The organism is Hallerella succinigenes (assembly GCF_002797675.1).
Classification (GTDB): Bacteria; Fibrobacterota; Fibrobacteria; order Fibrobacterales; family Fibrobacteraceae; genus Hallerella; species Hallerella succinigenes.
In genome coordinates this window covers 1,325,586-1,351,489 of record NZ_PGEX01000001.1, presented here as the reverse complement: position 1 = coordinate 1,351,489, position 25,904 = coordinate 1,325,586, and the positions used below count along the sequence as shown (strand labels likewise).

General features: G+C 49.6%; 27 protein-coding genes. 17 read left to right on the top strand and 10 right to left on the bottom strand.

Annotated elements, in window-relative coordinates; all coding sequences use genetic code 11:
• Positions 1 to 4: 4 nt before the first annotated feature.
• Genes BGX16_RS06075 through BGX16_RS06065 form a run of 3 tightly spaced genes read right to left on the bottom strand, consistent with a single transcriptional unit; the run spans position 5 to position 2,083 of the window.
• On the bottom strand, positions 5 to 967 hold the full coding sequence (locus tag BGX16_RS06075; RefSeq protein WP_100425249.1) for an HAD family hydrolase: 963 nt from the start codon (positions 965 to 967) through the stop codon (positions 5 to 7).
• Between the two features lie 6 nt (positions 968 to 973).
• Positions 974 to 1,804 (bottom strand): M23 family metallopeptidase, encoded by an 831-nt coding sequence (locus BGX16_RS14830; protein WP_198514871.1) that lies wholly within the window; start codon positions 1,802 to 1,804, stop codon positions 974 to 976.
• 9 nt (positions 1,805 to 1,813) lie between these two features.
• Entirely contained in the window at positions 1,814 to 2,083 is a 270-nt protein-coding gene (locus tag BGX16_RS06065) for a hypothetical protein (RefSeq protein WP_146139431.1), read from the bottom strand.
• A gap of 75 nt (positions 2,084 to 2,158) precedes the next feature.
• Between BGX16_RS06065 and BGX16_RS14565 the strand changes: the two genes are divergently transcribed.
• Entirely contained in the window at positions 2,159 to 2,302 is a 144-nt protein-coding gene (locus BGX16_RS14565; protein WP_157797902.1) for a hypothetical protein, read from the top strand.
• Positions 2,303 to 2,313: 11 nt separating this feature from the next.
• On the top strand, positions 2,314 to 3,435 hold the full coding sequence (dnaN, locus tag BGX16_RS06060) for a DNA polymerase III subunit beta (RefSeq protein WP_100425247.1): 1,122 nt from the start codon (positions 2,314 to 2,316) through the stop codon (positions 3,433 to 3,435).
• A 68-nt stretch (positions 3,436 to 3,503) separates the two neighbouring features.
• Here the strand turns inward: dnaN and BGX16_RS06055 are convergent, their stop codons facing one another.
• Complete coding sequence (locus BGX16_RS06055; RefSeq protein ID WP_100425246.1) at positions 3,504 to 5,279, bottom strand: ATP-dependent nuclease; 1,776 nt, start codon at positions 5,277 to 5,279, stop codon at positions 3,504 to 3,506.
• Between the two features lie 31 nt (positions 5,280 to 5,310).
• On the opposite strand from BGX16_RS06055, the gene BGX16_RS06050 reads away from it, so the two are divergent.
• Both BGX16_RS06050 and BGX16_RS14560 read left to right on the top strand, forming a co-directional pair.
• Positions 5,311 to 5,523, top strand: a complete 213-nt coding sequence (locus BGX16_RS06050) for a hypothetical protein (RefSeq protein ID WP_100425245.1) — start codon at positions 5,311 to 5,313, stop codon at positions 5,521 to 5,523.
• Positions 5,524 to 5,618: 95 nt separating this feature from the next.
• Positions 5,619 to 5,768 (top strand): hypothetical protein, encoded by a 150-nt coding sequence (locus BGX16_RS14560; RefSeq protein WP_157797901.1) that lies wholly within the window; start codon positions 5,619 to 5,621, stop codon positions 5,766 to 5,768.
• Positions 5,769 to 5,774: 6 nt separating this feature from the next.
• Here BGX16_RS14560 and BGX16_RS06045 read toward each other — a convergent pair whose 3' ends face one another.
• A complete protein-coding gene (locus BGX16_RS06045) occupies positions 5,775 to 6,428 on the bottom strand; it encodes a potassium channel family protein (protein WP_100425244.1) in 654 nt (217 codons plus the stop codon).
• Between the two features lie 3 nt (positions 6,429 to 6,431).
• On the bottom strand, positions 6,432 to 7,823 hold the full coding sequence (locus BGX16_RS06040) for a TrkH family potassium uptake protein (RefSeq protein WP_100425243.1): 1,392 nt from the start codon (positions 7,821 to 7,823) through the stop codon (positions 6,432 to 6,434).
• A gap of 34 nt (positions 7,824 to 7,857) precedes the next feature.
• Between BGX16_RS06040 and BGX16_RS06035 the strand changes: the two genes are divergently transcribed.
• Positions 7,858 to 8,751, top strand: coding sequence for a hypothetical protein (locus BGX16_RS06035; RefSeq protein WP_157797900.1), 894 nt, complete (start codon positions 7,858 to 7,860; stop codon positions 8,749 to 8,751).
• Between the two features lie 5 nt (positions 8,752 to 8,756).
• On the opposite strand, the gene BGX16_RS06030 is transcribed toward BGX16_RS06035, so the two are convergent.
• Together BGX16_RS06030 and BGX16_RS06025 are read right to left on the bottom strand one after the other, a co-directional pair.
• A complete protein-coding gene (locus BGX16_RS06030) occupies positions 8,757 to 9,932 on the bottom strand; it encodes a glycosyltransferase family 4 protein (protein WP_100425241.1) in 1,176 nt (391 codons plus the stop codon).
• Positions 9,929 to 10,384, bottom strand: a complete 456-nt coding sequence (locus tag BGX16_RS06025) for a hypothetical protein (protein ID WP_100425240.1) — start codon at positions 10,382 to 10,384, stop codon at positions 9,929 to 9,931. The genes BGX16_RS06030 and BGX16_RS06025 overlap by 4 nt, the downstream gene beginning before the upstream one ends.
• Positions 10,385 to 10,445: 61 nt before the next feature.
• Here BGX16_RS06025 and BGX16_RS06020 point away from each other — a divergent pair, with 61 nt between their 5' ends.
• A complete protein-coding gene (locus BGX16_RS06020; RefSeq protein WP_100425239.1) occupies positions 10,446 to 12,323 on the top strand; it encodes a DUF4954 family protein in 1,878 nt (625 codons plus the stop codon).
• Positions 12,323 to 12,904 carry a M48 family metalloprotease gene (locus BGX16_RS06015; RefSeq protein ID WP_100425238.1) on the top strand — a complete coding sequence of 194 codons (582 nt, stop codon included), beginning with the start codon at positions 12,323 to 12,325 and terminating at the stop codon, positions 12,902 to 12,904. Before BGX16_RS06020 ends, BGX16_RS06015 begins: the two co-directional genes overlap by 1 nt.
• Here BGX16_RS06015 and BGX16_RS06010 read toward each other — a convergent pair.
• On the bottom strand, positions 12,876 to 13,718 hold the full coding sequence (locus BGX16_RS06010) for an outer membrane beta-barrel protein (RefSeq protein WP_100425237.1): 843 nt from the start codon (positions 13,716 to 13,718) through the stop codon (positions 12,876 to 12,878). The genes BGX16_RS06015 and BGX16_RS06010 overlap by 29 nt on opposite strands.
• Before the next feature lie 99 nt (positions 13,719 to 13,817).
• On the opposite strand from BGX16_RS06010, the gene leuS reads away from it, so the two are divergent.
• From leuS to BGX16_RS05975, 8 genes are all read left to right on the top strand, one after another.
• Positions 13,818 to 16,511 carry a leucine--tRNA ligase gene (leuS, locus tag BGX16_RS06005; protein WP_100425236.1) on the top strand — a complete coding sequence of 898 codons (2,694 nt, stop codon included), beginning with the start codon at positions 13,818 to 13,820 and terminating at the stop codon, positions 16,509 to 16,511.
• Between the two features lie 23 nt (positions 16,512 to 16,534).
• Entirely contained in the window at positions 16,535 to 18,268 is a 1,734-nt protein-coding gene (locus BGX16_RS06000) for a maltotransferase domain-containing protein (protein ID WP_100425235.1), read from the top strand.
• Between the two features lie 60 nt (positions 18,269 to 18,328).
• Entirely contained in the window at positions 18,329 to 19,096 is a 768-nt protein-coding gene (locus BGX16_RS05995; RefSeq protein WP_100425234.1) for an ABC transporter ATP-binding protein, read from the top strand.
• Positions 19,093 to 20,307, top strand: coding sequence for an ABC transporter permease (locus BGX16_RS05990; protein ID WP_100425233.1), 1,215 nt, complete (start codon positions 19,093 to 19,095; stop codon positions 20,305 to 20,307). Before BGX16_RS05995 ends, BGX16_RS05990 begins: the two co-directional genes overlap by 4 nt.
• Before the next feature lie 435 nt (positions 20,308 to 20,742).
• Entirely contained in the window at positions 20,743 to 22,095 is a 1,353-nt protein-coding gene (locus tag BGX16_RS05985; RefSeq protein ID WP_198514820.1) for an IS5 family transposase, read from the top strand.
• A 32-nt stretch (positions 22,096 to 22,127) separates the two neighbouring features.
• Entirely contained in the window at positions 22,128 to 22,283 is a 156-nt protein-coding gene (locus BGX16_RS14555) for a hypothetical protein (protein WP_157797899.1), read from the top strand.
• Complete coding sequence (locus BGX16_RS05980; protein ID WP_100425232.1) at positions 22,280 to 22,810, top strand: hypothetical protein; 531 nt, start codon at positions 22,280 to 22,282, stop codon at positions 22,808 to 22,810. Before BGX16_RS14555 ends, BGX16_RS05980 begins: the two co-directional genes overlap by 4 nt.
• The gene (locus BGX16_RS05975) at positions 22,791 to 23,087 is read left to right on the top strand and encodes a hypothetical protein (protein WP_100425231.1); all 297 of its coding nucleotides are present in this window, start codon (positions 22,791 to 22,793) and stop codon (positions 23,085 to 23,087) included. The genes BGX16_RS05980 and BGX16_RS05975 overlap by 20 nt, the downstream gene beginning before the upstream one ends.
• Positions 23,088 to 23,241: 154 nt before the next feature.
• Here BGX16_RS05975 and BGX16_RS05970 read toward each other — a convergent pair whose 3' ends face one another.
• On the bottom strand, positions 23,242 to 24,594 hold the full coding sequence (locus BGX16_RS05970; protein WP_198514820.1) for an IS5 family transposase: 1,353 nt from the start codon (positions 24,592 to 24,594) through the stop codon (positions 23,242 to 23,244).
• 170 nt (positions 24,595 to 24,764) lie between these two features.
• Here BGX16_RS05970 and BGX16_RS05965 point away from each other — a divergent pair, with 170 nt between their 5' ends.
• Both BGX16_RS05965 and BGX16_RS05955 read left to right on the top strand, forming a co-directional pair.
• Positions 24,765 to 25,103, top strand: coding sequence for a hypothetical protein (locus BGX16_RS05965; RefSeq protein WP_157797898.1), 339 nt, complete (start codon positions 24,765 to 24,767; stop codon positions 25,101 to 25,103).
• Positions 25,104 to 25,371: 268 nt separating this feature from the next.
• Positions 25,372 to 25,899 (top strand): hypothetical protein, encoded by a 528-nt coding sequence (locus tag BGX16_RS05955; RefSeq protein ID WP_100425228.1) that lies wholly within the window; start codon positions 25,372 to 25,374, stop codon positions 25,897 to 25,899.
• Positions 25,900 to 25,904 lie beyond the last annotated feature (5 nt).

Sequence of the window (25,904 nt, the reverse complement as noted above, 5' to 3'; positions counted from 1 at the left end):
ATGACTAGGAATTCAGGTGCTCCGGCGGTCTTGAGGCGCTTTGGCGGATGATTTCCCGCTGCTTTTGCACAAGGTTGTCCGCTATATGAGAAACCTGCTCCGAAAGCCACATCCACGTCATGGAATCTTCGCGGTAGTCCGCTTCGCCGTACATCTGAATGCGATGGTCGCGGCGCAGGGAATCGACCTGTCGCATGGCGATGCGGTCTTTTGCGGGGTAAATCGCATAGGTTGCGCCGCCGTGCTGATTCAAAATGCTGAACGCGGGAACGTCGGAAGGACCGTCTGCAATGTAGATCATGTTTTCGAATGGAATGCGACGATTGTTCTTGTCGATCTGCGAATTCACATCGATCGTGTCGGGGAACTTATTTGAACCTTTGTTGATTTCAAACAGGTAACGCGTTTTCGAAGTGTTGTCGAGGGCGATTGCCACCTGTGAAATTTCACCTTCTTGCGGGTCAAAGCTATTGTCTAAATAGCCGGGCTGAGCAGGCGCTTCGATGAATTCACAACCAAAGATTCCGTCGAGATACGGGGCAATGATGCTGCCGCGGATCGTTTCTGCAAAACCGGTGCTCACCACGTAATGCTCTAAGCGAATGCCCGCATTCTGGTACACGGGATTTTCTTCGATGAGCTTTTTAACTTTCGGGAAAAATTCTGGAAGGCCCGGGTAAAATCCGAGTTCCTTTCCGCATTCGCGTAAGATCTTGTTCGAAAGTCCCTTTAGTTTTCCGGCCTTCACATAGGTCAGAATGTGATTCAGATAAGAGGTGTCCCGGTTGATTTGAATGCCGAACTTTGCATAGTAGGCGGGAAGGGCGTTGACCTCTTTCCAAAACTGTTTGGCGTCGATCGCGTAGCGCTTAAAAAGAGGATCTTGCATGTAGCCCGAAATGAGCGTCTTGTCAAAATCCCAGACCATGGCAATGATGTTTTGTTCAAAAGGTCTTGAGTTGTCCATAAAACCTCAGGGAATGATGAAGTAATCTTCCGGATTGACCGATTCCCCATCGATACGAATTTCATAATGCAAAACGGTGCCTGCGGTACGTCCGGAACGTCCTGCGAGAGCGATTGGATCGCCACGCTTGACCGTTTGCCCTTTCTTGACTAAAGCCTTTTCAAGATGCGCATAGAAAGTGCGAATGTGATCGGAGTGCTGAATCTTGACCGTTTGCCCAAAGCCTTGGTGCGTGCGAGCTTCGATGACTTTTCCCGCTCCGGTGGCGATGACCGTATCCCCTTCCTCGGCAAAAAAGTCCACGCCGCGGTGAGGAAGCTGCTGGTCTGTAAAATGATCCTGGATCATGCCAAAGTGATTCGTAATCACGGAATGTTTTTTAATCGGATGCAGAACGGGGACGGCTTCGGCAAGTTTCGGATTTGCAAGAAGCGAATCGCGGAAGATGGAATAGGTCGTGTATGTTTCAAAGAGAGCTTCGGTGCGTTCTGCCTTGTGAATCGAGTCCGCGCTTTCCGAAGGGACGACGTTTTTGATGCCGCCGATCTTGTAAATGCTATCCTGGTGCGCCTTGGTTCGGTTCAAGTAAAGTTCTGCGCTGTCGTTGTCCGCTTTGAGGGCTTTCACGTTCTGCTTGATTTCGCGGTTTTGCGCCCGTAGATCCAGCAATGTGCCGTCGCTTAATTTGTTGTAAATTTCGAGAGGCGAAAAGAAGATAAACCCGCAAATCGCGATGACTGCGCCGATGGTCCAAAGGATTGGCTTCCACAAAGAAACCTGGGAAGATTTTGATTTTCCGGTTTTTTCGTAAAAGAGCTGAAGATTCAGTTTTTTCAACGTGGAACCTTAAGCTTGAAAGCCTTTCTGTTCCCGCTTCTTCATGTCGCGGATACGGGCGCGGATTTCAGAAATGTTTCCGACGAGTTCGACGACTTCTGGGTCGTTTTTGAGTTCGTCCAAGGCGTCTTTTTCAAGTGCCGGCAGAAGGCGACGGCCTAGGGACTCGTATTTTGCCTTCAAACGGGATTCTTCCGTGGCGATGTTGATCTTGTTCAGCACGGAGCATGCGCAACTCAATGCACCATTTTTGATCTTATTTAACGTGTTTTCTGCCATAAATTTCAATTCCTTGCAAATCCTTTCGAACATAAAATAATAGTTTTTACTCGTAAAAAACAATGGAGATTTTTTATGAGCCGTAGAGACCGTAGAAAAGCGATGCAGGATGCAAAGAATTTCACGCCTAAGAAGAACAAGATGAGTTCTGTCGGCGTGACGATTCTCGCTGTGATCGCCGTTGCCGCATGGATTGCTTTTGTCATGGCTAGAAACTAAGGTAAGGCGCTATGAGATTTCAAATTGAAAAAGCGAAATTCCTCAGTGCCTTGAACATGGTCATCGGGGCAGTGCCGAACAAGGCTACCATTCAGGTTTTGAACAACTTTGCCATCCGCTTGGAAGGCAATTCCTTAGAAATCAGCGCGACTGACCTCGACTTGGGGATTAGGGTGATGCTCGATGTCCAGGGTGAATCCGACGGTGCCGTAGTGGTCAACGCTCGCAAGCTTTTGGACTTGGTCAAGAGCTTGATCGATCCGAAGATCGTGAACATTTCTATTGAAGTCGTCGATTACCTCGTGACAGTGCGTTGGAGCGAACGCGGCAAGGCTTCCATTACGGGCTTTGACGTGAGCGACTTCCCGCCGCTTCCGGATGTGGCAGACGGCTGCGTGTTCCAGCTCGGCAAGAGCGAACTTGACTTCCTCGCCGGCAAAACGCTTTTTGCGGTTTCGAACGACCTGACCCGTATGAGCCTGAACGGTGCTTATATGGAAACGAAGGAAGGCAAGCTCATTATGGTGGCGACCGATGGTCACCGTCTGGGCAAGGCTTACGTGGACATTGAAAACTGTACCTTGGGAAAGGGAGTCATCGTTCCGCCGAAGGCAATCCAGTACGCGCTCAAGAGCGTTTCGGGTGAATCGACAATCGAAGTTCGCATTTCCGATACCTACGTTCTCTTTGCAAGCGAAGGCGTGCAGATCATTTCCAAGCTGATCGAAGGCCCGTATCCGAAGTACGAAGCGGTGATCCCTACGAATTTCCAGCGCACGGTCCAGGTGAATCGCGCAGATCTCTTCAACAAGATCACGACGGTGATTTCCATGGCTAACGCTCGCACGCGCATGATCCGCTTGCAGCTCGACGGCAACCAGATGGAACTTTCCGCAAACGACCCGAACGTGGGTGGCGATTCGACGGAAGCTCTTTCGGTGATTCACGAAGGCGAAGACGTGTTCAGCATCGGTTTCAACGGACTTTACATGTTGGATGTCTTGAAGCTTTGTCAAAGCGATGACGTGATCCTCAAGATGAACGGTCCTGTGGCCGCTTGCGTGATAGAACCGGTCGGTTCCGACATGGACTGCATGTTCTTGCTCATGCCGCTTCGTTTGGTCGAAGATTAAACGATTATTGCAAAACAAAAAAGCGACGGATGACCGTCGCTTTTTTGTATTTGAAAATGAAAAATGCTTTAGACGTCCGACTCGTGAGAGCCTTCGATGATCCAAGCGCAAAGACGGTGAATGTCTTCGTAATCCGGCAAGAAACGGTGCGGATCTTCGTTGTGGACGCGTTCAATAAAGTGGTGCCAGGCGCGTTCGTTTTTGCCTTCTAGACCTAAATGCTGTTCGATCGCTCCACGTGTCCAGACCCAGATGCCGACCTTGGAAAGTTTGTCGTGGATGTTTTGCAAAGGTTTGCGCGCTTCGGGCATGGCGGCCATCATCGCATAGGCTTCGCTTGCCGAGATACGGCTCTTTTTGCTGACCGGAATTCCGTGCACCAGGCGAATGTGTTCCTGCAGCGAAAGCTCACGGAAAAGATCCTTGCAGAATTCGATATCGGGATCGTCCTTTTCTAAGAAGCCGTCTTGCTGCGCATTGTTGAAGGCATAATCCAAATCGACGATTGCGCGCACGGGCAAATCCATGGCGGTTAAGACCTGCATACTTTTGCGCGTATTGCTCACGCCGCCCTGGTGGACGAGCGCACAGCGGATGAGCGCAAAGGACATTCCGGACATCTTTTCAAAGAGCGTCGGAAGCACACGCCATTCCGTTTTACCTTCGGTCAAAAGCACATAGTCGGCGAACAGAAGTTCGTTTGAATTCGAAAGCGAGAAGAGCATTTGCAGCTGCGCCTGTGCATCGGTAATCACCGCGTGAACCGCGTCTTCCATTCGGCGGCGCATGAACGTGCCACGTTCCTTGTTCTTTCGAATGAGAAGGGAGGTGCTCACATCTTCACTGGTGACCATTTGCGCGGAATGCGTCGCAAAAATTACCTGGTAGCCTTCGCGAGAAAGGTTCTTGAGGGCGACGCGCACAAGTTCCACGGCTTGCGGATGCAAAAAGAGTTCCGGGGAATCGATGAGCAAAAGCGTCCGACTCAAATAATGATTGTGATGATGCCGTTTGACTTCGTCGAGGTAACGCACAAGCGCCATCTGAATGGCGCGCTTGGAACCTGCGCCCATCGAATGGATGTCGCGTTCAAAGCCGTCGTCTTCGTCATAGACGTTCAGCTTTGCAGTCGAAAGAAACGATGCAAGGCTCGGCGTTGGAATGTCGATCCGCACGTTCACCGAGGGGAACAGCGGACGGAGCTTTTGATTCAATCCGCGTTCAAAAAGTTCAAATTCCTGCGCACGGGAATCGCTATGCGCATCGAGCAGGGAAGCGAAGCGCTGGATCAGCTCGTTGAAATCCTTACCGAGTCTGCGCTGCAACGGCTTAAAGATTTCGTTCAAAAGTTTGGTGAAGGCCTTGTCCCCTTCAAAATCCCAAATCTGGATCGGGTGCGGAAAAAACACGTTGAAGATGTCTTCAAATCCGTAAGGCGCCTTGATCCATTCTCCGTGACCGTTGTCTCCGTTCCAGTCCAAAACCCAGAATTCTACATCTGACGCGTTTTCTCCCGGCACACGCTGGGAACGTTGCACGCGCAGCTTTCCATTTTTGAGGAAAGGCTTGATGACTTCTTGCTGGGAGACTTCGAGCTTGCTCAAAATAGAATCGGTGATACCTGCAAAAAGTCCTTCCGCTTCTACCGGCAAATCGGGATTATCGAAATAGGAATTGTCCAGCGAAGAACGGTACAAAAGCCAGCGGATTCCCATCAAAATGGTCGTTTTTCCCGCATTGTTGTAACCGATCAAGGCTGTAAAATCGCTTAGCGGAAACGTCTCCTCTCGAATAGAGCGAAGATTCCGGATGGTAATGGATTTGAGTCTAAGCGATTCTTGCATATTCTTAAACTATACAAAAACACGGATTTTGATGAAAAATGCTCGAAAAAAAACATATAACAATCTACGCAACGGTCCTGGGTGGATTTCTGCCCGGGTGCAATCGTCGGATTTCTCACTCATCCGTCTGCCGAAGCGGCTCTTCTTTTTAATGCTTCTGGGCATTCCGTGCGCCTTCCTTTCGGGCTTCCTGTTCGATTTTCAGATTGCGCAGAACGTGGTGACACCGATTGCGGAATCCTAGCACAGCAAGGGATTCCCAGTTCTGCTGGCGCAGATCTTTGCCGATTTCTGTGCGGAAATTTCGGATAAGTCGATTTCCATTCTTTAGAGGCTCAGGTGACTTGGCTTTTGTTCATTTCGAGCGTTGCGTTCGAAAAGGCTGTGGCGATTATCCAGGAAGAAAGTGGAACCCACTTCGACCCGGAAATTGTCGAAGCGTTTGTGAAATGCCAGGATGAAATCAAGAAGGTGATGAACGAAGTCTAGACGAAATTATCCGAAGTCTTCGAGTATGTCGTTCGGTCCGAGAATAAACAGAATATCGTTTTCCTTGAGTGGGTAATCGGCGAGGTTTCCGATCAAAGCCTGTGGCTGTAGCGGATCGCGAATTGCGATAATCTGGATGCCGTATTTGGACGTCAAGGAAAGTTCCTTCAAAGTCTTGCCGATGAACTTGCTCGGACAAAGGACCTCGATGATCGAGAAGCCGTCGAGGAATGGTAAGCGGTCGAGCATGTTCGGGTGAGTCAGGCGTTCCGCAATGGAAATCGCCATGTCGCGTTCCGGCTGGAAAATGTCCGAGACGCCAAAACGTTCGAGGATCGACGTATGCTGGGAACTGGAACTCTTGGCGATGATATGCTTGACGCCGAGTTCTTTCAAGTTCAAAATGGTGAGGAGCGAAGCTTCGAGGTCTGCGCCGATGCAGCAGATGACCGCGTCGACCTTCGTCACCGGAAGCGCTGCGAGTTGCTGCTTGCGGGTTGTGTCGGCGACAACTGCATGGGCGACGTTCGGGGTGATGTCCTGCACTTTGTCCGGCGTGTTGTCTACAGCGAGCACTTCACTGCCGAGGCTCGTCAGATGGTTGGCGAGAAAGATTCCCGTGTTGCCAAGTCCGATGATGATGAACTGCTTCTTTGCCATTTTTTAACCCACCATGATGTCTTCTTCTGCGTACCAGGTTCCCGCATCCTTTTTCTTCACCACGGCGGAGATGAGGAAGAGGGCGCCCATACGGCCTACGAACATAAAGATACAAATAAAGATTCTGCCGGAAGCGGTAAGCTCCGGGGTGAGACCAAGGGAAAGTCCGCAGGTTGAAAGGGCGCTCGCGACTTCAAAGAAAACGAATACAAAGTGTGAATGGGTACTTCCGATCGCTCCGGCCGGGTATTCCGTAAAGAGAAGCGTGAGCGTCCCGACAAGTGCGAGGACCGCGTAAACGATAAAGATTCGCAGGGCCTTGTCCACCGTTTCTTCCGGGATGGTTCTGCCCATCGCCTGGGTCTTATCGCGTCCCAAAAGACGGTTGATGCCGAGAAGGGTGATGACCGCAGCGGTCGTCGTTTTTAAGCCTCCGCCGCAGCTACCGGGGCTTGCCCCGATGAACATTGCAATGATGATGATGATCGTACTTGTTTCGCGAAGGCTCAAAGGATCGATCGTGTTGAATCCTGCGGTGCGGGAAGACAGGGCGACAAATGCGCCCGAAAGCAGCTTTTCTGCCCAGCTTTGCCCGTCAAAGGCTCCGTTCCATTCGATGAGGAGAACGCTGAACATTTCAATCAAGGAAATGATAAGGGTTGCGCTGAGGGCGATTTTGGTGTGGAGTGATATCTTTTGGATGGTCCGCGTTTTAAAGTCGAAAAGGTTTTTGATTTCGGACATGGAGAGAAATCCGATGCCGCCTGCGAGCACAAGAAGAATGACCACGAGGCAAACGACCGGATTGAACTGGTAACTCACGAGCGAGTTCGGAAGCGGGGAAAATCCCGCATTGCAGAAGGCGCTGATCGCGTGAAAGACGGAATAAAGAATGCGCTCGTTCAAGGGCAAATGGTCGAACTGCGTAAAGAGCGCCGTCATGCCGAGCCCTTCCAGGACAACCGTAAATGGGAGGACGGCGGAGAGAATTTTTTTCGGTTCAATGCTACCTTCGGTGGTAAAGCCCGATTTAAAGAGAGCCTGCTGGTTAAATCCCGGTTTCATTCCGGAAAGGAGCAGGATTGCCGTAGAAAAAGTCATGATGCCGAGACCGCCGATTTGGATGAGAGCGGCAAGAATCCAGAGGCCCGCATGGGTAAAGGTCGTTCCGATGTCGATGACGGAAAGGCCCGTGACGCAGACGGCGGAAGTCGCCGTGAAAAAGGCGTCTAGAATCGAAAGATCCTTTTGGAGGGAAAAAGGGCAACTGAGAAGGATCGTTCCGAGGGCGATGACCGCCAAATAGCCTTTCACGAGGAAGAGCATCGGGTTGGAGTTCTTCTTCTTAAAAACGGGTCTGTCGACCGGAATGTCCTTGTATCGCGAGAGTAACATCTTCGACCTCCAATTTACTAACTTTGGCTCTACCATGGCGAAATTGAGATCTATTTTGATGCCGGTGGCCATTCTTTTGGGCATTTTACTGCCACAGGCGCATGTTCTTTCCCCCGCGTTGCCCTTTATGATTGGACTGATGATGTTTCTCTCGTTTGTGGGAAAAGTGCCGCCTCAACAACACGGCTATACTTTTAAGATTGAAGTCAAGGCGTTCTTAGCGAGCCTTGTGATGCTTGCCGTTTTGTGGGGTGTTGTGGAGTTTTTCCAGCTGCCGCGTGAAGTTCTTTTGGGCGGCGCGATTATTTGCCTGTGCCCGCCTGCCAATGCGGCGCCTGCGATGGCAAAAGTGCTCGGTGGAAATCCGGTGCTCGCGCTCAAGATTTTTTTGAGCGGAAATATCATTGCATGCTTTAGCATTCCGTTGATTTATGGATATTTGACGGGAGCCGATGCGAGCTTTGCCGAAGTCGCCATGAAAATTTTTAATTCCATTCAGCCGATCATTTCGATTCCGCTCGCCATCGCTTTAGGCTTGCGAGCCTTTTACCCGGAACTTGCGGACAAGGCGGTTCGCTTTCAGAAGTACACGCTGCTCGTGTGGACGATTTCCGTGTTTTTGATTCTTGCCAAGGCGAGCTATGACATTCGGGAAATGGGATTTGCGGAACTCTGGAACAGCGGAAAGCTTTCGATGCTTGCGCTCGTTGCGTTGATCCTTTGCATTGTGCAGTTCACCGTCGGATGGTTCAGCGATAAGAAACACCCGATTGAAAGTTCGCAGAGCATGGGACAGAAGAATACGACTCTCGTAATCTGGATTTCGAGCTTGTATGCGGGTCCGGTGGCGGCAATCGCTCCGACGTGCTATGTGATTTGGCAGAATTTGGTGCTCAGCTGGATGTGTGGAAGGAAAAAGAAGAAGTAAAATGGTTATTTGCCAATCAACTTCTCGTACACCGCAATCTGTTTTTTCGCGATTTTTTCCCAGTTGAAACAGTCGTTGATTCTTTTTTCTGCGCCCTTCAAAAGTTCGGTTTCGTAAGCGGGATCGCTTTCGAGCTTTTGGAATGCGGCTGCAAGAGCTTCGGGATTTTTTTCGGGAACGAGAATGCCCGTTTCTCCGTCAACAACAACGTCCGGGATGCCGCCCACATTCGATGCGACGACCGGAAGCCCATACTGCATGGCTTCGATCAGTACGACTCCTAAGCCTTCGGTGTCGCCTTTGGAATCGACGATCGCAGGCAGTACAAAGCAGTTACTTTCCTGATATTCCTTGCGCAGATCGTCGGGAGAAAGCGGACCGGTAAAGGTGACGTTTTCCGTTTGAATCTTTTTTGCAAGATTTTTCAAAGATTCCGTCAGGTTCCCCTTTCCGACAATGCGGACTTCAAATTTTTTCGGATCCAAAAGTTTTGCCGCCTGGATCAAATATTCAATGCCTTTGCGTTCAATGTGCCGTCCGACAAAAAGAATCTTGTAACGTTCGCCACGTGCATGTGGCGGAACTTTTCCCGAAGAAAGCGGAGATCCATAAGGGCTCCACTCGATCTTGGCCGGGCGAAGTGCCGAAATTTTGGAAGCGGTAAAACGGCTGTTCGCAAAAATCGCATTTGCCTGCCCAATGATAAACTTCATGATCGGGCGGATCCACTTTTTTTTGCGGATGAGCAAAAGTTCTGCGCCGTGGAAATTCAACACCAGCGGAATGCGGAACAGCTTGCAGGCTCCAAGTACGATCAGCGCATGGGGAAACGGCCAGTGAGCATGGATCACGTCGAACTTTTTCTTCTTCGCAAGCCAAAGGCATTTGAAGAATCCGCTGATGCAGTAGGGAATCGCAAGCAGCTGCATGGACGGGTGCTTCGCCATCTTGGTCGGAGCGCCTTCGTCGTGCGTCAAAATTTCGAGATTTTTGACGGCGTAACGGAAACGATGAACGGGTACACCGTCGATTGTGTGCGATTTTAAACCTTTGTAGGACGGAGCCATGACTTCGACTTCAACGCCTGCATCGCGGAGAGTGGCGACGGACTTGCGAAGCCAGGGAACTTCATTGTCTTCTGGAAAACGAGGGTAGACTGATCCTACAACGAGAACTTTCATGCGTGGTTTTCTTGGGCTGCGGCAGGGGTTTTGGAATCGAGGTAAGCCGGATAGACAAACGCTTTGATGGTGCTCAAAGGCTTGCCGAAATCGGTGATGAAATTTTTGGAGAATTCCTTGATACGACCAACGAGACGGTCCCAACCGTCCATCGTGGAATCGAGCATAATAATGCCGACACCGGATTCGTTTTCGAGGAGGCCGAGAACATCGGAACCGCGACCCTTGGTGGCAAAACTCTTAAACACCGCTTCCCAGAATTTTTCCTCTTGATCTTTCGGAAGAGCGTTGCGGATAGAGTCAAAATCGATTTCCGCGTAGACGAAATAGCTCTTGTATTCGTCGGCACGGATCATTTCTTCTTGAACGCGCTGGTCGAACAGATCGTTCGGATAGAGTACCACTCCGTTTTTCTGCTTCTTGATATAACGATGGAAAAATTCAGGAATCATATTACGAATTTAAGATAAAAGAATTGCTTCGACAGGGAAAATAGTATTTTTAATTGCAAATATGCAACGTCTGTTCAAATTGAAAAAGGCCCTCAAGGCAAGTTCGATGAATTCTTATGCGGAGCTCTTCCAGACAGGTCGTGCCGCTGCCAAAGAACGCGCCCTTTCGCCGCAAGAAATCGAAACCTTGGAAAAAAACGGCAACCGCAGTTCGGACTGGTCTTTGGTGACTGTCGATATGCTTTTCACTCCGGGCCGAATTTTTAGTTCTTCTTTTTCGGGACGGGTTCATTTGCCTGCGTTTTACGGCACACTTTTGATGCCGGGAGATGTCGCTGCTCCGACGGGCATTTATTCGAGTGCCATTCACGATTGCTGGATTGAAAACTCTTTGATTCACCATGCAAGCCTGATGTCGAACATCTGGGTTTCGCAGGGAGCAGTCGTGCAGAATGTGGGCTCGATCGTCGCCAATGGAAAGTCGCATTACCAGATAGCCGCGGAGGTTTGCGTGGGAAATGAAATGGGCGGACGCCCGGTGAGAATTTTCCCCGACATTACCCCGGAACTTGTGAAAATGCAGCTCTTCACCAAGACCGATGCCGAAACGATGAGCGCCTTTGTTTCGCAGATGAACGCTTGGCGCGAAGAAGTTTTGGTGCCGTATGGCATTGTTGGAAAAAACGCCATCGTTGCGAATACGAACATTGTGCGCAATTCCTGGATTGGCGAACATGTGCGCATTGACGGCGCTTCAAAAATTCGCAATACGGTCGTGCTGGGAAGCCTTGAAGAACCGACGTACATTTATGATGGCGTGATTCTTGAAAACAGCTGTGTGCAGGAAGGGGCAAAGCTCCATTCGACGGCTCTTCTCAAAGATTCCGTGCTGATGCGTCGTACCAAAATCGGCAACAAGGCGATTGTGAATTCTTCGATCATCTGCCCGTGCGTCCATATCGATGAAGCGGAAGTCACCCACAGCTTTGTGGGCCCTTTGACCCAGATGCATCACCACTCTTTGCTCATCGCGGCGATTTGGCCGGAAGGTCATGGAAACCTCGGATACGGTGCAAACGTAGGCTCGAACCATACAAGCCGTATGCCCGATCAGGAAATCATGCCGGGCCTTGGAATGTTCTTCGGCCTCGGTTCTAGTATCAAGTTCCCTGCGAACTTTTCGGAATCTCCGTACACGGTCATTTCGACAGGCGTCACCGCTTCGCCGCAGCGCCTCAAATTTCCCTTCAGCTTGATTCTTCCGAACAATCCGCGCGTGCACAGCGTAAGCCCTTCTTTGAACGAACTGCGTCCGGGATGGTGCTACGGAAAGAACGCTTATGCCGTCGCGCGTAACGCTTACAAGTATGCGATTCGCGGAAAGGGGTTTGTGGCGCCTGAAGAATCCCAGGTTTTGAGCGATAAGAATGCGATTCTCGTGGTGGATGCGCTCCGCCGTCTACAGGCTGCGCAAATTCAAGAAATTTATACGGAAGAGGATATTCCAGGGCTCGGCAGTAACTACCTCAAGGAATCTTCCCGTCATTTGGCGGAAATTATTTACAAGGGATTCCTCGAACGTTACATGCTGATGAAGATTTTCCTTGCCACCGAAACGGACCATACGCTTCTTGCGTTGAATCCGAACGACGTTCGCAAGAATTTCCCGGGAGATCTTTTCAAGGAACTCATCAAGGACATTCCGCTGCCGGATACATTCAGCGATTTGGTCAAGCGTCTTCGCGTGATCGAAAAACAGTGGTCGGAAGCGGTTGTCCACGGAACAGATAAGGACTTTGTTCGCGGCCGTCGAATTTTTGACGATTACGACGAATCGCATCCGATTGACCAGGCTTTTATCGACTGGGAAAAGGCGCGTTTTGAAGACTTCGTGCGCCGTTCGACGGTGCTTCTGAAGGAATTGAAGGTCGAAGGCTAATGTCTTTTGCCGAATGGATCTTGATCTCTGCGCTTGTCGTGGAATTTGTTTTGCGCGTTCTTCTCGAAGTTCGGGAAGTGCGTCGCATGAACGGCAAGCTGGACCGTTTTACGTTTTTCCGAATTTTGCCGATTGTGAATGACGTTTTCCCTGCGGAAGCGAACTTTACAAGTGATCACGGCGGAGCCTTTGTGAATGCGCATGAAAAGGCGCATGCGGAACTCCATCATGGCATTGTGCGCCGTTCGTTGCAGGGCGGATTTGCGTTGCTTTGTGTGCTTACTCTGGGAGCGGCAGGCGTTTATTTGAGATTCAATCTGGTAGAACTGTTGCTGTTGTTCCATTTGATCTTTGCCGTGGCGAAGCTTGGCTTTCACATGATCTGTTTTGCGGAAGAATATGAAGCGGATTTTGTGGCGGCAAAACGCGTGCAGCGGGGTGTCGCCATACGCGCCTTAGAATCCCTTTTGTTAAAGGAATTTCCAAGGACCTCTCTTTTTGCGTATGTGTACAGAACGCATCCGACTGCGCAGATGCGTTTAGGCCGCATTTCTAGAACATGTAAGAAAAGCCTGCGTTGATCTGCATTGTCGAATAGCTGCGCTTGTTGTTGAAGATTTTCGTCTTTTTAGCGAAGTCGGTGAAAGCGCGATAGAATCTTAAATCCACAGCCATTTCACGGGAAAGTGCGTAGCCGACGCCGATGGCGATGCCTGCTTCGAGAGTGGCCGGCGTGATGATGTCTTCGCCTTCGTAATTGCCGAATTCATAAGAGTCACTGCTCGAAAGGTTGAGACTGAGTTGCGGACCCGCTTCGATGAACATGTCTTCTAAAATTTCGGTGCCTTCCGGAAGGTCTACGCGCACGAGCAACGGCACGTCGATTTCCCATGCGGAAATGTCACCTGACGTGGTGATGTTTTCGGAGGTGTATTCGTAAGAGTTCATGCGGTAGGCGATTGCCACTTCCGGGACGATGTGGAGCATGCTCGAAAGGTTGATGGACATAATGCCGCCGGCACTGAATTCAAAGCCCGTCTCCCAGCCCCAGGTGTCGGCGTCACCGCCAGCGAGCCAGTTTAAGCCGATACTTGCGCGAACGCCGAAGGTGACCGGAGCCGTCCAGTTTTCAAGACGAGCTTCCGATTCGGCACGGCGCCGGGCGTCTTCTTCGCGGGTGTCACGGGAAAATTCTTCTTCCTGAATCTGTTCGGCAGAACGGAAATGGGTCACGCCATCCTCATCCACGTATGTACGCGAAACGTCATCGTTTTCAAAATCGTCTTCGTCTGTATTTTCTTCGTAGTCGAACGTGCTGCTGGACTGCGCAAAAATGGTAGCGGGGCATGCGAGCGCAAGGCTCAGGAAAACGAATCCTGTAATCAGCTTTTTCATAGTGAGAAATTTATAAAAGATTTGTGGGGAGAGCCTCGTTTTGTTAAATTGAGTCCGTAAAAATGTGTAAAGAGCGATTTAAAATCGGAGTTTCACAAAATGGCTAAATACGATCCGCAACAGATTGAAACCAAGTGGCAGTCTTACTGGGATTCTAATAAGACTTTTAAAACCGGAACCGATATGTCCAAGCCGAAGTACTACTGCTTGGATATGTTCCCGTATCCTTCGGGCGCGGGCCTTCACGTGGGTCACCCGGAAGGCTATACCGCAACAGATATCATCTGCCGTTATAAGCGTAATCGTGGTTTCAACGTCCTTCATCCGATGGGCTGGGACGCGTTTGGTCTGCCTGCGGAACAGTATGCTATTCAGACCGGTACACATCCGGCGGTGACGACTCAGAAAAACTGCGATAACTTCCGTCGCCAGATTAAGCGCCTTGGACTTTCCTATGACTGGGACAAGGAAATCAACACGACCGATCCGAAGTATTACAAGTGGACGCAGTGGATCTTTACCCGTCTTTACAACACTTGGTTTGATGAGGTAGAACAGAAGGGCCGACCGATTTCGGAACTTCCGATTCCTGCCGATGTTCAGGCTCTCGGAGCAAGCGCCGTCCGCCAGTACCGCGACTCCAAGCGTCTCGCTTACTACGCCGACGCTCAGGTCTGGTGGTGCAAACACTGCAAGATCGTCTGCGCAAACGAAGAAGTCCTTGCGGACGGTTCCCATGAAAAGTGCGGCAAGAAGGAAGTCGAACGCCGGAACCTGAAGCAGTGGCTCATGCGCATACCGCTTTATGCGGAACGCCTGCTCAAGGGCCTCGACGATCTCGATTGGCCGCAAGGCGTGAAGGACATGCAGAAGAATTGGATCGGTAAGAGCCAAGGCGCTGAAGTGGACTTCGCTATTGCTGATAAGGATGGCAAGCCAACCGAAAAGCATCTCCGCGTTTACACGACCCGTTGCGATACGCTCTTTGGCGCGACCTACATGGTAATCGCTCCGGAACACGAAATGGTGAATGAACTCACGACCGCAGAAAACAAGGAAACGGTCGCCGCTTATGTTCACGCCGCCGCTCTCAAGAGCGATATGGACCGCACGGAACTCGCCAAGGAAAAGACAGGCGTATTCTCCGGCTCTTACGCGGTGAACCCGCTCACCGGCACAAGGATCCCTATCTGGATTGCGGACTACGTTCTCACGGGTTATGGCACGGGCGCTATCATGGCGGTCCCGGCTCACGATACGCGTGACTTCGACTTCGCCAAGAAGTTCAATCTTCCGATTATCTGCATCATGGATCCGGACGCTTCTTGCCCGGCAGAAACGAAGGAACTCGTCCTCAAGGGTGAAGCTTGCTGGCCGGCAGATGGCAAGTACATTCAGAGCTCGAACGAAACGCTCTCTTTGAACGGCCTTTCCAAGAAGGAAGGCATCAAGAAGATGATCGAATGGCTCGAAGCGAACAAGATAGGCAAGGCGACTGTCAATTACAAGATTCGTGACTGGCTGTTCAGCCGTCAGCGTTACTGGGGCGAACCGTTCCCGATTATCCACTGGGAAGATGGCGAAATTTCGACCGTGGACGACAAGGATCTTCCGGTGCTCCTTCCGGAAGTCGAAAACTTTAAGCCGGGCGACGGCGGACAGTCTCCGCTTGCAGGTGCGACGAAATGGCTGAACGTGGTCGACAAGAACGGTCGCAAGGGTATCCGTGAAACGAACACGATGCCGCAGTGGGCAGGTTCTTGCTGGTACTATCTCCGCTATATCGATGCGTGCAACGGTGACGCATTTGTGGCGAAAGAACTTGAAAAGTACTGGATGCCGGTAGACCTTTATATCGGCGGTGCAGAACATGCGGTGCTTCACCTGTTGTACAGCCGTTTCTGGCACAAGGTTCTTTTTGACCTTGGACTCGTTTCGACGGATGAACCATTCCACAAGCTCTACAACCAGGGCATGATCCTTGCCTACGCCTACGAAGACGCTGCGGGCTCGAAGGTCCCTGTGGACCAGGTGGAAAACAAGGACGGCAAGTTCTTCGAAAAAGGCACGGGCAAGGAACTTCACCAGATTGTCGCCAAGATGAGTAAGTCTTTGAAGAACGTGGTGAATCCGGATGACGTCGTTCAAAAGTACGGCGCCGATTCCCTCCGCCTTTACGAAATGTTCATGGGCCCTCTCGATGCGGTGAAGCCGTGGCAGACCCAGGGTATTGAAGGCATGTTCCGCTTCCTTTCCCGCGCTTACCGTGCGGTAATCGGCGAAGAAGATTCCGTGACGTATTCGGATGCTTCGATGCCGGAAGATCTTTCGAAGGTGATGCACCAGAGCATCATCAAGGTCACGGACGCTATCGAAAAACTGAGCTTCAACACGGCGATCAGCCAGCTCATGATCTTCAACAACGAACTTACGAAGACTCAGGAACGTTATCGCGAAGCCTGTGAAATTTTTGCACAGCTCCTTCAGCCGTTTGCTCCGCACCTCGCCGAAGAAATGTGGGAAAAGCTCGGTCACAAGGAATGCCTCGCCTACGTCGCATGGCCGTCTGCCGATGAATCCAAGGCTGTGGATTCGACAGTCGAAGTCGTGTTCCAGGTGAACGGCAAGCTTCGCGCCAAGGTTTCGATGCCGAAGGATGCGACCAAGGATCAGATGATCGAACTTGCAAAGCAGAATGAACGAATTCAAACTTACCTCACCGACGTCGCGATCGTGAAGACGATTGCCGTTCCAGGTAAGCTCGTGAACTTTGTTGTTAAACCGGGTAAGTAATTCACGTAAAGAAGGTTTAAGTTATGGCTGAAATCCCTTCGAAAAAAGACAATCTCGTTATCGAAAACATTCAACCTTCCGTGGATGCGGGCCGCTTCGCGTTGAAGCGTGAACCGGGCGACACGGTAAAAATTACGGCGGACATCTTCCGTCATAGCCATGAAAAGTACGATGCGGCGATTGTGTATAAGCACCGCTCGGAACGGCGTTGGCGTAAAGTCCCGATGCATTTTGTCGATAACGACATGTGGGAAGGTGAATTTGTTGTTAATAGCATCGGCTATTACGATTACAAGATCATCGCCTGGACCATTTCCCCGGAAGACGTTCCGACAGAAAGCCCGGTCTACGAACTCCGCGTGGATCCGGTTTACGCCCGCACCGGTACGTGGTACGAAATGTGGCCGAAGAGCCAGGGTAACGATCCGACGAAGAGCGCTACCTTCAAGGATTGCGAAGCTCGCTTGGATTATATCCGCGACCTCGGATTCGATACGGTCTATCTCGTCCCGATTCATCCAATCGGAATCACGAACCGTAAAGGCGCAAACAACGCCCTGCACGCGAAGGTCGACAAGAACGGCAAACCGCTTGAACCGGGCTGCCCGTATGCAGTCGGCAACAAGTTCGGCGGCCACTTCGACGTGGACCCGGAACTCGGCACGATGAAGGACTTCGAACACTTCGCCAAGGCCGCCCGTTCCAAGGGACTTCGCCTCGCTCTCGATATCGCTCTCAACTGTTCCCCGGACCATCCGTATGCGAAGAAGCATCAGGAATGGTTCTACCACGAACCGGACGGATCGATCAAGTTTGCCGAAAACCCGCCGAAGAAGTACGAAGACATTTATCCGTTTGATTACTACAACAGGAATTACAAGGCTCTCTGGAAAGAGATTCGCGACATCATTCTTTTCTGGGCCGACAAGGGAATCGAAATTTTCCGCATCGACAACCCGCATACGAAACCGTTCCCGTTCTGGGAATGGCTCGTGCGCGAAGTCAAGGAAAAGCGCCCGGAACTCGTGTTCCTTGCAGAAGCCTTTACCCGTCCGAAGATGATGCACCGTTTGGCGAAAGCCGGCTTCGATATGAGCTACACGTACTTCGCATGGCGTGAACAGAAGTGGGAATTTGAAGAATACTTCAAGGAACTCACCCAGAGCAATGCCAAAGAATACATGCGCGGCATTCTCTTTCCGACGACTCCGGATATTTTCCCGAAGTACTTGGCAAGTCAGGGCCCGGCACAGTTCAAGCAGCGTTACTTCCTCGCCGGTACGCTTTCGAGCTTGACCGGTATGTACAACGGTTATGAACTATGCGAAAATGTCGCCTCTCCGGTCAAGGAAGAACTTTGGGACAGTGAAAAGTACCAGTACAAGGTGCACCACTGGGATTCCCCGGTGAACATCCACGACTTTGTCCGTCGCGTGAATATGGCAAAGCTCAATCACCCGGCTCTTCAGGAATACGATAACTTGGAATTCCACTATGCGGAAAATTCCAATTTGATGGTGTACTCGAAGAAGAAGGATGACGATACGATTCTTTGCGTAGCGAATATGGACATGCATAATCCGCAGGAAGGCACAATCGCTTTGAATATGTCGAAGCTCGGCCTTGCGGAAGACGCATTCTTCTTTGTGAAGGATTTGATTACGGATGAATCCTATGTTTGGCGCGGTTCGCAGAATTTTGTGCGTCTCGATCCGAATAAGGCTCCGGGCCATCTCTTCGTCGTGAAGAAACTTTAATTTCGATGCAACCGGCTACGTTCTGAAGCATCTAACCTATAAGGCAGACAATAGGAAGCTATGAACGATCCGATTCTCTCGATTCTGCATCTCCGTCGTGATTTTAAAATGGGCGACGAAACGGTTCACGCTCTGCGGGGCGTGAGCTTTGATGTATACTCGGGAGAATTTTTGACGATCATGGGAACGAGCGGTTCGGGAAAAAGTACCATGCTGAACATTTTGGGATGCATGGACAAGCCGACTTCTGGCGAATACATTCTCGACGGGAACCATATTGAAAAACTCAAGTCCGATGCTTTGGCGCGTATTCGAAGCCGTAAGCTCGGATTTGTTTTTCAGAGCTACAATCTTCTCGCCCGCACCACGGCGATTGAAAATGTTGAACTTCCGCTCCTTTACAATTCCAAAATTTCTGCGTCCGAACGTCACGACCGCGCTGTCGAAGCGTTAAAACGTGTCGGCCTCGAATCGCGTATGAACCATTTGCCAAATCAGCTTTCGGGCGGTCAGCAGCAGAGAGTCGCGATTGCGCGCGCCCTGGTGAACGACCCGGTGATCCTTCTTGCCGATGAAGCGACAGGAAACTTGGATACGCGTACAAGCTATGAAATCATGGAAATTTTTCAGGAGCTGAATTCCCGTGGAAAGACGATCGTCTTTGTGACGCACGAACCGGACATTGCGACTTTCAGCAGCCGCACAATCGTTTTACGCGATGGACAGATCAAGCGCGATACGCCGAATGGAGATGTCCAGAATGCGCATGAAGCCTTTATGGCGCTTCCGCCTCCGGAAACTTTTGACGATGAGGATGAGTCCGTATGAGTCCTTTCACCCTCATCAAAATTGCATTCCGCGCATTACTCCGCAATCGCATGCGCACTTTCCTTTCGGTGCTCGGCATTGTGATTGGAGTCGCGGCGGTCATTACGATGGTTGCGATGGGCGAAGGTTCCAAACAGTCGATCAAGTCGAAGATCTCGGCGATGGGAACGAATGCGATTACGATTATGCCTAGTTCTTCTTTCCGTGGCGGTGTACAGCTCGATGCGAACTCTTCGACCGTGACGCTTGAAGAAGCGGACGTGATTGCGCTTCGTGAAAAGGCGCAGTACATCAACGGGGTTTCTCCGATGGTGACAGCGAGCGGGCAAGCGATTGTCGGCAACAAGAATGAAGCCGTTTCGCTTTCGGGCATCAGCTCCGATTATTTGAAGATTCGCAATTATGAAATCGATCAGGGTGTGATGTTTGACGACAAGGCGGATCGCATGGCAAAGGTTTGCGTCATCGGGCAGACGGTCGTCTCGACGCTTTTCCCGGATACGGACCCGATTGGCAAAACGATCCGTTATAAAAACATTCCGCTCAAAGTGATAGGCACGTTAAAGGCAAAAGGTTCGAGCGACTTCGGGCAGGACCAGGATGAAGTCATCTTTACTCCGTACCAGACGGTGATGAAACGCTTTAATGCGACGACGAACATTCGCACTATCTACGCGAACTCGATCGGCGAAGGCTATGCGAGCCTTGCAAGCGAAGAGATCATGAAAATTCTCAAGGAACGTCGTTCGTGGAAAGAACCGAGGGATCCGTTCCGCGTACGCACGCAGGAAGAAATGATCGAAATGATTACGAGCACTTCGGATTTGCTTTCGCTTGTGCTGACGGCAATCGCCGGAATTAGCCTTCTCGTGGGCGGTATCGGCATTATGAACATCATGTATGTTTCGGTGACAGAACGTACCCGTGAAATCGGCCTTCGCATGGCGATTGGTGCACGCGGTTGGGATATCCTATTGCAGTTCCTTTTTGAATCGGTGATGATTAGTCTTCTTGGCGGCCTGGTGGGTATTTTGCTCGGCGTGCTTGCGACGACCGGGGTGAAGCTCTTCTTGAACTGGCCGATGAGCATTACCCTTTCGAGCGTCGTGGTAAGCTTTGGCGTTTGCTTTGCCACGGGCGTTTTCTTCGGCTGGTATCCGGCGAGAAAAGCCTCTCGGCTCGACCCCATCGAAGCGTTGCGGTTTGAATAGGCGGTTTTTGGGGAGCGACCATTTTTTCAGACACACCAAGAACAAGGGCAGATGTGGCAATTACACATAGTCCACGCTATATGCTTGATTTGGAAATGCCTTCGGAACAATGTCTTGAAAACTGGAGAAAGGAAATTGTTCCGGCAAATATCCAACCCGAAGCCAGAAGAGTCCTTTGTGCTATTCTGGAAGAGATCGGGACTAAAATTTAACTTGTTTGAAATCGTCTTTCATCGACGAAAAATTTGGAATCCGCTAAATTTGTAATCTCTTCCCGAATATGTGTGGGTAAATTGAACCCTCTCTTGGCGTAATTTACTTAGTCGTCCCTTAAAATCCCGCCCAGCCCGCATAACTATTGGGAAAAACTGATTTCTACCCTGTGAAAATATTGCAAGGTTTTCTAAAATATGATTGAAAACCTTGCAATTTTTTATGTACAGACCGCCAAAATCCCACGCACAGACAAGCCTTTTCTGTTCCCTTGAGGAGCAGTTGAACCACAAGCATTCCCTCTACGTTCTCGCGAACAAGATTGACTGGAACAAGTTCGAGACCGAGTTTTCGAAACGGTTTGACGACAAAATGGGTGCGCCGAACAAGCCGATCCGTCTCATGACCGGGCTCATCATCCTGAAGCACATCCGCAACGTATCGGACGAGTCCGTCGTGGAGCAGTTTCAGGAAAACGCCTATTACCAGTATTTTTGCGGAGAACGGTTCTTCTCGACGGAGCAACCCTGCGACCCGAGCGAACTTGTTCACTTCCGGCACATGATTGGCGAAGCGGGCATGGACATGATCCTCAAGGAAAGTATCCTCGTCAACGATGACCACGATAAACAAGGACCGACAGGATGCGGCACGGTCTTTCTTGACACGACCGTGCAGGAAAAGAACATCACGTTCCCTACAGACGCCAAACTTGCGAACAAGATAATAGAACAGGTACAGAGGATCGTGGAAGAGCATGATCTTCCGCAAAGACAGTCCTACAAGAGAACCTTGAAGAAGGTCCATCGTGACCAGCGTTTCCGCAATCACCCGAAGAACGGCAAGAAGGCTCACAAGGCAGATCGCAGGCTGAAGACAATCGCGGGACGGCTCGTCCGTGAATTAGAGCGAAATCTCGCCAGCAAGAACTTGTTGAACACGTACAAAGAAAAAATCGAGCTTTTCAAAAAAGTTCTGGCACAGAAGAAATGCGACAAGGACAAGGTCTATTCGCTTCACGAACCCGAAGTAAAATGCATCGGCAAGGGCAAGGAACACAAGAAATACGAGTTCGGCAACAAGGTGTCAATCGCCCGGAGCTACAGCGGCATCATTGTCGGCGCGGTCTCGTTCCGGGACGAGTATGACGGACATACGATAGACGATACGCTTGACCATGTTGAACAAATGCTTGGATTCAGGCCGAGCCAGGCCGCATGCGACCGAGGCTACCGCGGACAAAAGGAATCCGGAACGACAAAGATCGTGATACCGGACGTCCCGAAGAAAAACGCGACTTACTACCAGAAGGAAAAGGCTCACAAGCTTTTTTGCAAGAGGGCAGGCATCGAGCCTATCAACGGCCACCTGAAAAGCGACCACCGTATGGGTAGAAATTTCTACAAGGGAATCTTTGGCGACATGCTCAATGCAAAGCTTGCAGCAGCGGCGTTCAACTTCAAGAGGGCCATGAGGCGCTTTTTTGTCCTGTTGGAATGGCTATACTGTTGCTTCCTTTGCCGGGAAGGGGTGAATAAAAACGGCGAACCTCCTTATCCTGCGCTCGCGAAGTGACTTTTTAAGGGTCAACTACTTAAATTTCGGGTATGCAAGATACAGCTTTATATGCCCAGATTTTAGAACCAACATCAATAAAATATTCGATTGAACTTCGTGATTTTTCAATGGATATAACCGTTAAAACAAAGCATGGAGGAATTATAACAATTGAAAAGATGTTGGACGGGAAGCTAGAGCAATGAATTTAAAGAAAATTATAGTCGCATTCTTTTTTGCCGTTTCATATAGCTTAAGCTTTGGCGACGAGGTGATCTCGCCTCAATCAACGATCGATAGCGCCAAGATATATTATGACTTGATTGCGGAAGAAAACTACCAGGCGTACTCCAGGCCAAATGTGATTGGAATGATTGCAGGGGGGAGTTTGACCGTTGTGGGGGGGGCTCTTGTCGGGTTTGGACTATACGCCATATTAGATGCTTCAAATCCTCAAACCTTTGGCGATGCTCTTGGTAGAGCTGTTGGTGGATTATTCATTTGCGCATCCATCCCTTTTCTTGGCGTGGGTATTCCTGTTCTTTCGTACAACACTTACAAGTATATTGTCCACAAAGGACATGCCAATAAGCGTGATGAATACCAAGCTGCGCTCGATCGTTATAAGTTGCGAAAGCGCGGTGGCGCATCCAGTGCGCTGCAATTGATGATTTTCCCCGAACTCAATTTTATCGAAAAGCGTGGCGGAGTAAATGCGGTTGTTCGGTTTTAGGGATGGTAAAATTTTAATTCAAGCTCAAATAACAAAAATTAATTATCGGCTGTGGCCGAATCGTTCCATGATGATTGGTTCGGTCTTGAGATCATGTAAAAACATCCCGCTTGAAATAAAAAAGGATTTCGATCTTTACGAAATATGCGAGGAAGAACCAACATCAATAAAATATTCGATTGAACTTCGTGATTTTTCAATGGATATAACCGTTAAAACAAAGCATGGAGGAATTATAACAATTGAAAAGATGTTGGATAGGAAACTAGAGCAATGAATTTAAAGAAAATTATAGTCGCATTCTTTTTTGCCGTTTCATATAGCTTAAGCTTTGGCAACGAGGTGATCTCGCCTCAATCAACGAATGTGGATAGCGTTCAAATATACCACGAATTGATTACTAAAGAGTATTATAGTTGACCCTTAAAAAGTCACTTCGCGAGCGCAGGATAAGGAGGTTCGCCGTTTTTATTCACCCCTTCCCGGCAAAGGAAGCAACAGTATAGCCATTCCAACAGGACAAAAAAGCGCCTCATGGCCCTCTTGAAGTTGAACGCCGCTGCTGCAAGCTTTGCATTGAGCATGTCGCCAAAGATTCCCTTGTAGAAATTTCTACCCATACGGTGGTCGCTTTTCAGGTGGCCGTTGATAGGCTCGATGCCTGCCCTCTTGCAAAAAAGCTTGTGAGCCTTTTCCTTCTGGTAGTAAGTCGCGTTTTTCTTCGGGACGTCCGGTATCACGATCTTTGTCGTTCCGGATTCCTTTTGTCCGCGGTAGCCTCGGTCGCATGCGGCCTGGCTCGGCCTGAATCCAAGCATTTGTTCAACATGGTCAAGCGTATCGTCTATCGTATGTCCGTCATACTCGTCCCGGAACGAGACCGCGCCGACAATGATGCCGCTGTAGCTCCGGGCGATTGACACCTTGTTGCCGAACTCGTATTTCTTGTGTTCCTTGCCCTTGCCGATGCATTTTACTTCGGGTTCGTGAAGCGAATAGACCTTGTCCTTGTCGCATTTCTTCTGTGCCAGAACTTTTTTGAAAAGCTCGATTTTTTCTTTGTACGTGTTCAACAAGTTCTTGCTGGCGAGATTTCGCTCTAATTCACGGACGAGCCGTCCCGCGATTGTCTTCAGCCTGCGATCTGCCTTGTGAGCCTTCTTGCCGTTCTTCGGGTGATTGCGGAAACGCTGGTCACGATGGACCTTCTTCAAGGTTCTCTTGTAGGACTGTCTTTGCGGAAGATCATGCTCTTCCACGATCCTCTGTACCTGTTCTATTATCTTGTTCGCAAGTTTGGCGTCTGTAGGGAACGTGATGTTCTTTTCCTGCACGGTCGTGTCAAGAAAGACCGTGCCGCATCCTGTCGGTCCTTGTTTATCGTGGTCATCGTTGACGAGGATACTTTCCTTGAGGATCATGTCCATGCCCGCTTCGCCAATCATGTGCCGGAAGTGAACAAGTTCGCTCGGGTCGCAGGGTTGCTCCGTCGAGAAGAACCGTTCTCCGCAAAAATACTGGTAATAGGCGTTTTCCTGAAACTGCTCCACGACGGACTCGTCCGATACGTTGCGGATGTGCTTCAGGATGATGAGCCCGGTCATGAGACGGATCGGCTTGTTCGGCGCACCCATTTTGTCGTCAAACCGTTTCGAAAACTCGGTCTCGAACTTGTTCCAGTCAATCTTGTTCGCGAGAACGTAGAGGGAATGCTTGTGGTTCAACTGCTCCTCAAGGGAACAGAAAAGGCTTGTCTGTGCGTGGGATTTTGGCGGTCTGTACATAAAAAATTGCAAGGTTTTCAATCATATTTTAGAAAACCTTGCAATATTTTCACAGGGTAGAAATCAGTTTTTCCCAATAGTTATGCGGGCTGGGCGGGATTTTAAGGGACGACTATTATAATTCTGATTACAAGCCAAATATTGTCGGCATGATTGTTGGAGGTGGAATTATGGGAGTAGGTACATTTTTCTTGGTCGGAGGAATATATGGGATGAATTACAAAAACGGTGATGCAACCGATGAGATTTTTACGACAATAGCCGGTAGCATTATGCTTGCCATATCAGTTCCTTTTTACCTTATTGGAACTCCCATTTTAATATATAATATCTATCAATACAATGTCCATAAAGGTCATCTTAGAAAAAGCGATGAATACCAAGCTGCGCTCGATCGTTATAAGCTGCGAAAGCGCGGTGGCGAATCCAGTGCGCTGCAATTGATGATTTTCCCCGAACTCAATTTTATCGAAAAACGTGGCGGAGTAAATGCGGTTGTTCGGTTTTAGGGATGGTAAAATTTTAATTCAAGCTCAAATAACAAAAATTAATTATCGGCTGTTGCCGAATAGTTCCATGATGATTGGTTCGGTCTTGAGATCATGTAAAAACATCCCGCTTGAAATAAAAAAGGATTTCGATCTTTACGAAATATGCGAGGAAGAACCAACATCAATAAAATATTCGATTGAACATCGTGATTTTTCAATGGACCGTTAAAACAAAGCATGGAGGAATTATAACAATTGAAAAGATGTTGGACGGGAAGCTAGAGCAATGAATTTAAAGAAAATTATAGTCGCATTCTTTTTTGCCGTTTCATATAATTTCAGTTTTGGTCACGAGATTACTTCGCCTCAATCAACGATCGATAGCGCCAAGATATATTATGACTTGATTGCGGAAGAAAACTACCAGGCGTACTCCAGGCCAAATGTGATTGGAATGATTGCAGGGGGGAGTTTGACCGTTGTAGGGGGGGCTCTTGTCGGGTTTGGACTATACGCCATATTGTACAATTCAAACGATCCTTACGAGAATGTTGCCGGGAATGTTTTAGGATCTTTAAGCCTATTAACTTCCATCCCTTTTCTTGGCGTGGGTATTCCTGTTCTTTCGTACAACACTTACAAGTATATTGTCCACAAAGGACATGCCAATAAGCGCGATGAATACCAAGCTGCGCTCGATCGTTATAAGCTGCGAAAGCGCGGTGGCGAATCCAGTGCGCTGCAATTGATGATTTTCCCCGAACTCAATTTTATCGAAAAGCGTGGCGGAGTAAATGCGGTTGTTCGGTTTTAGGGATG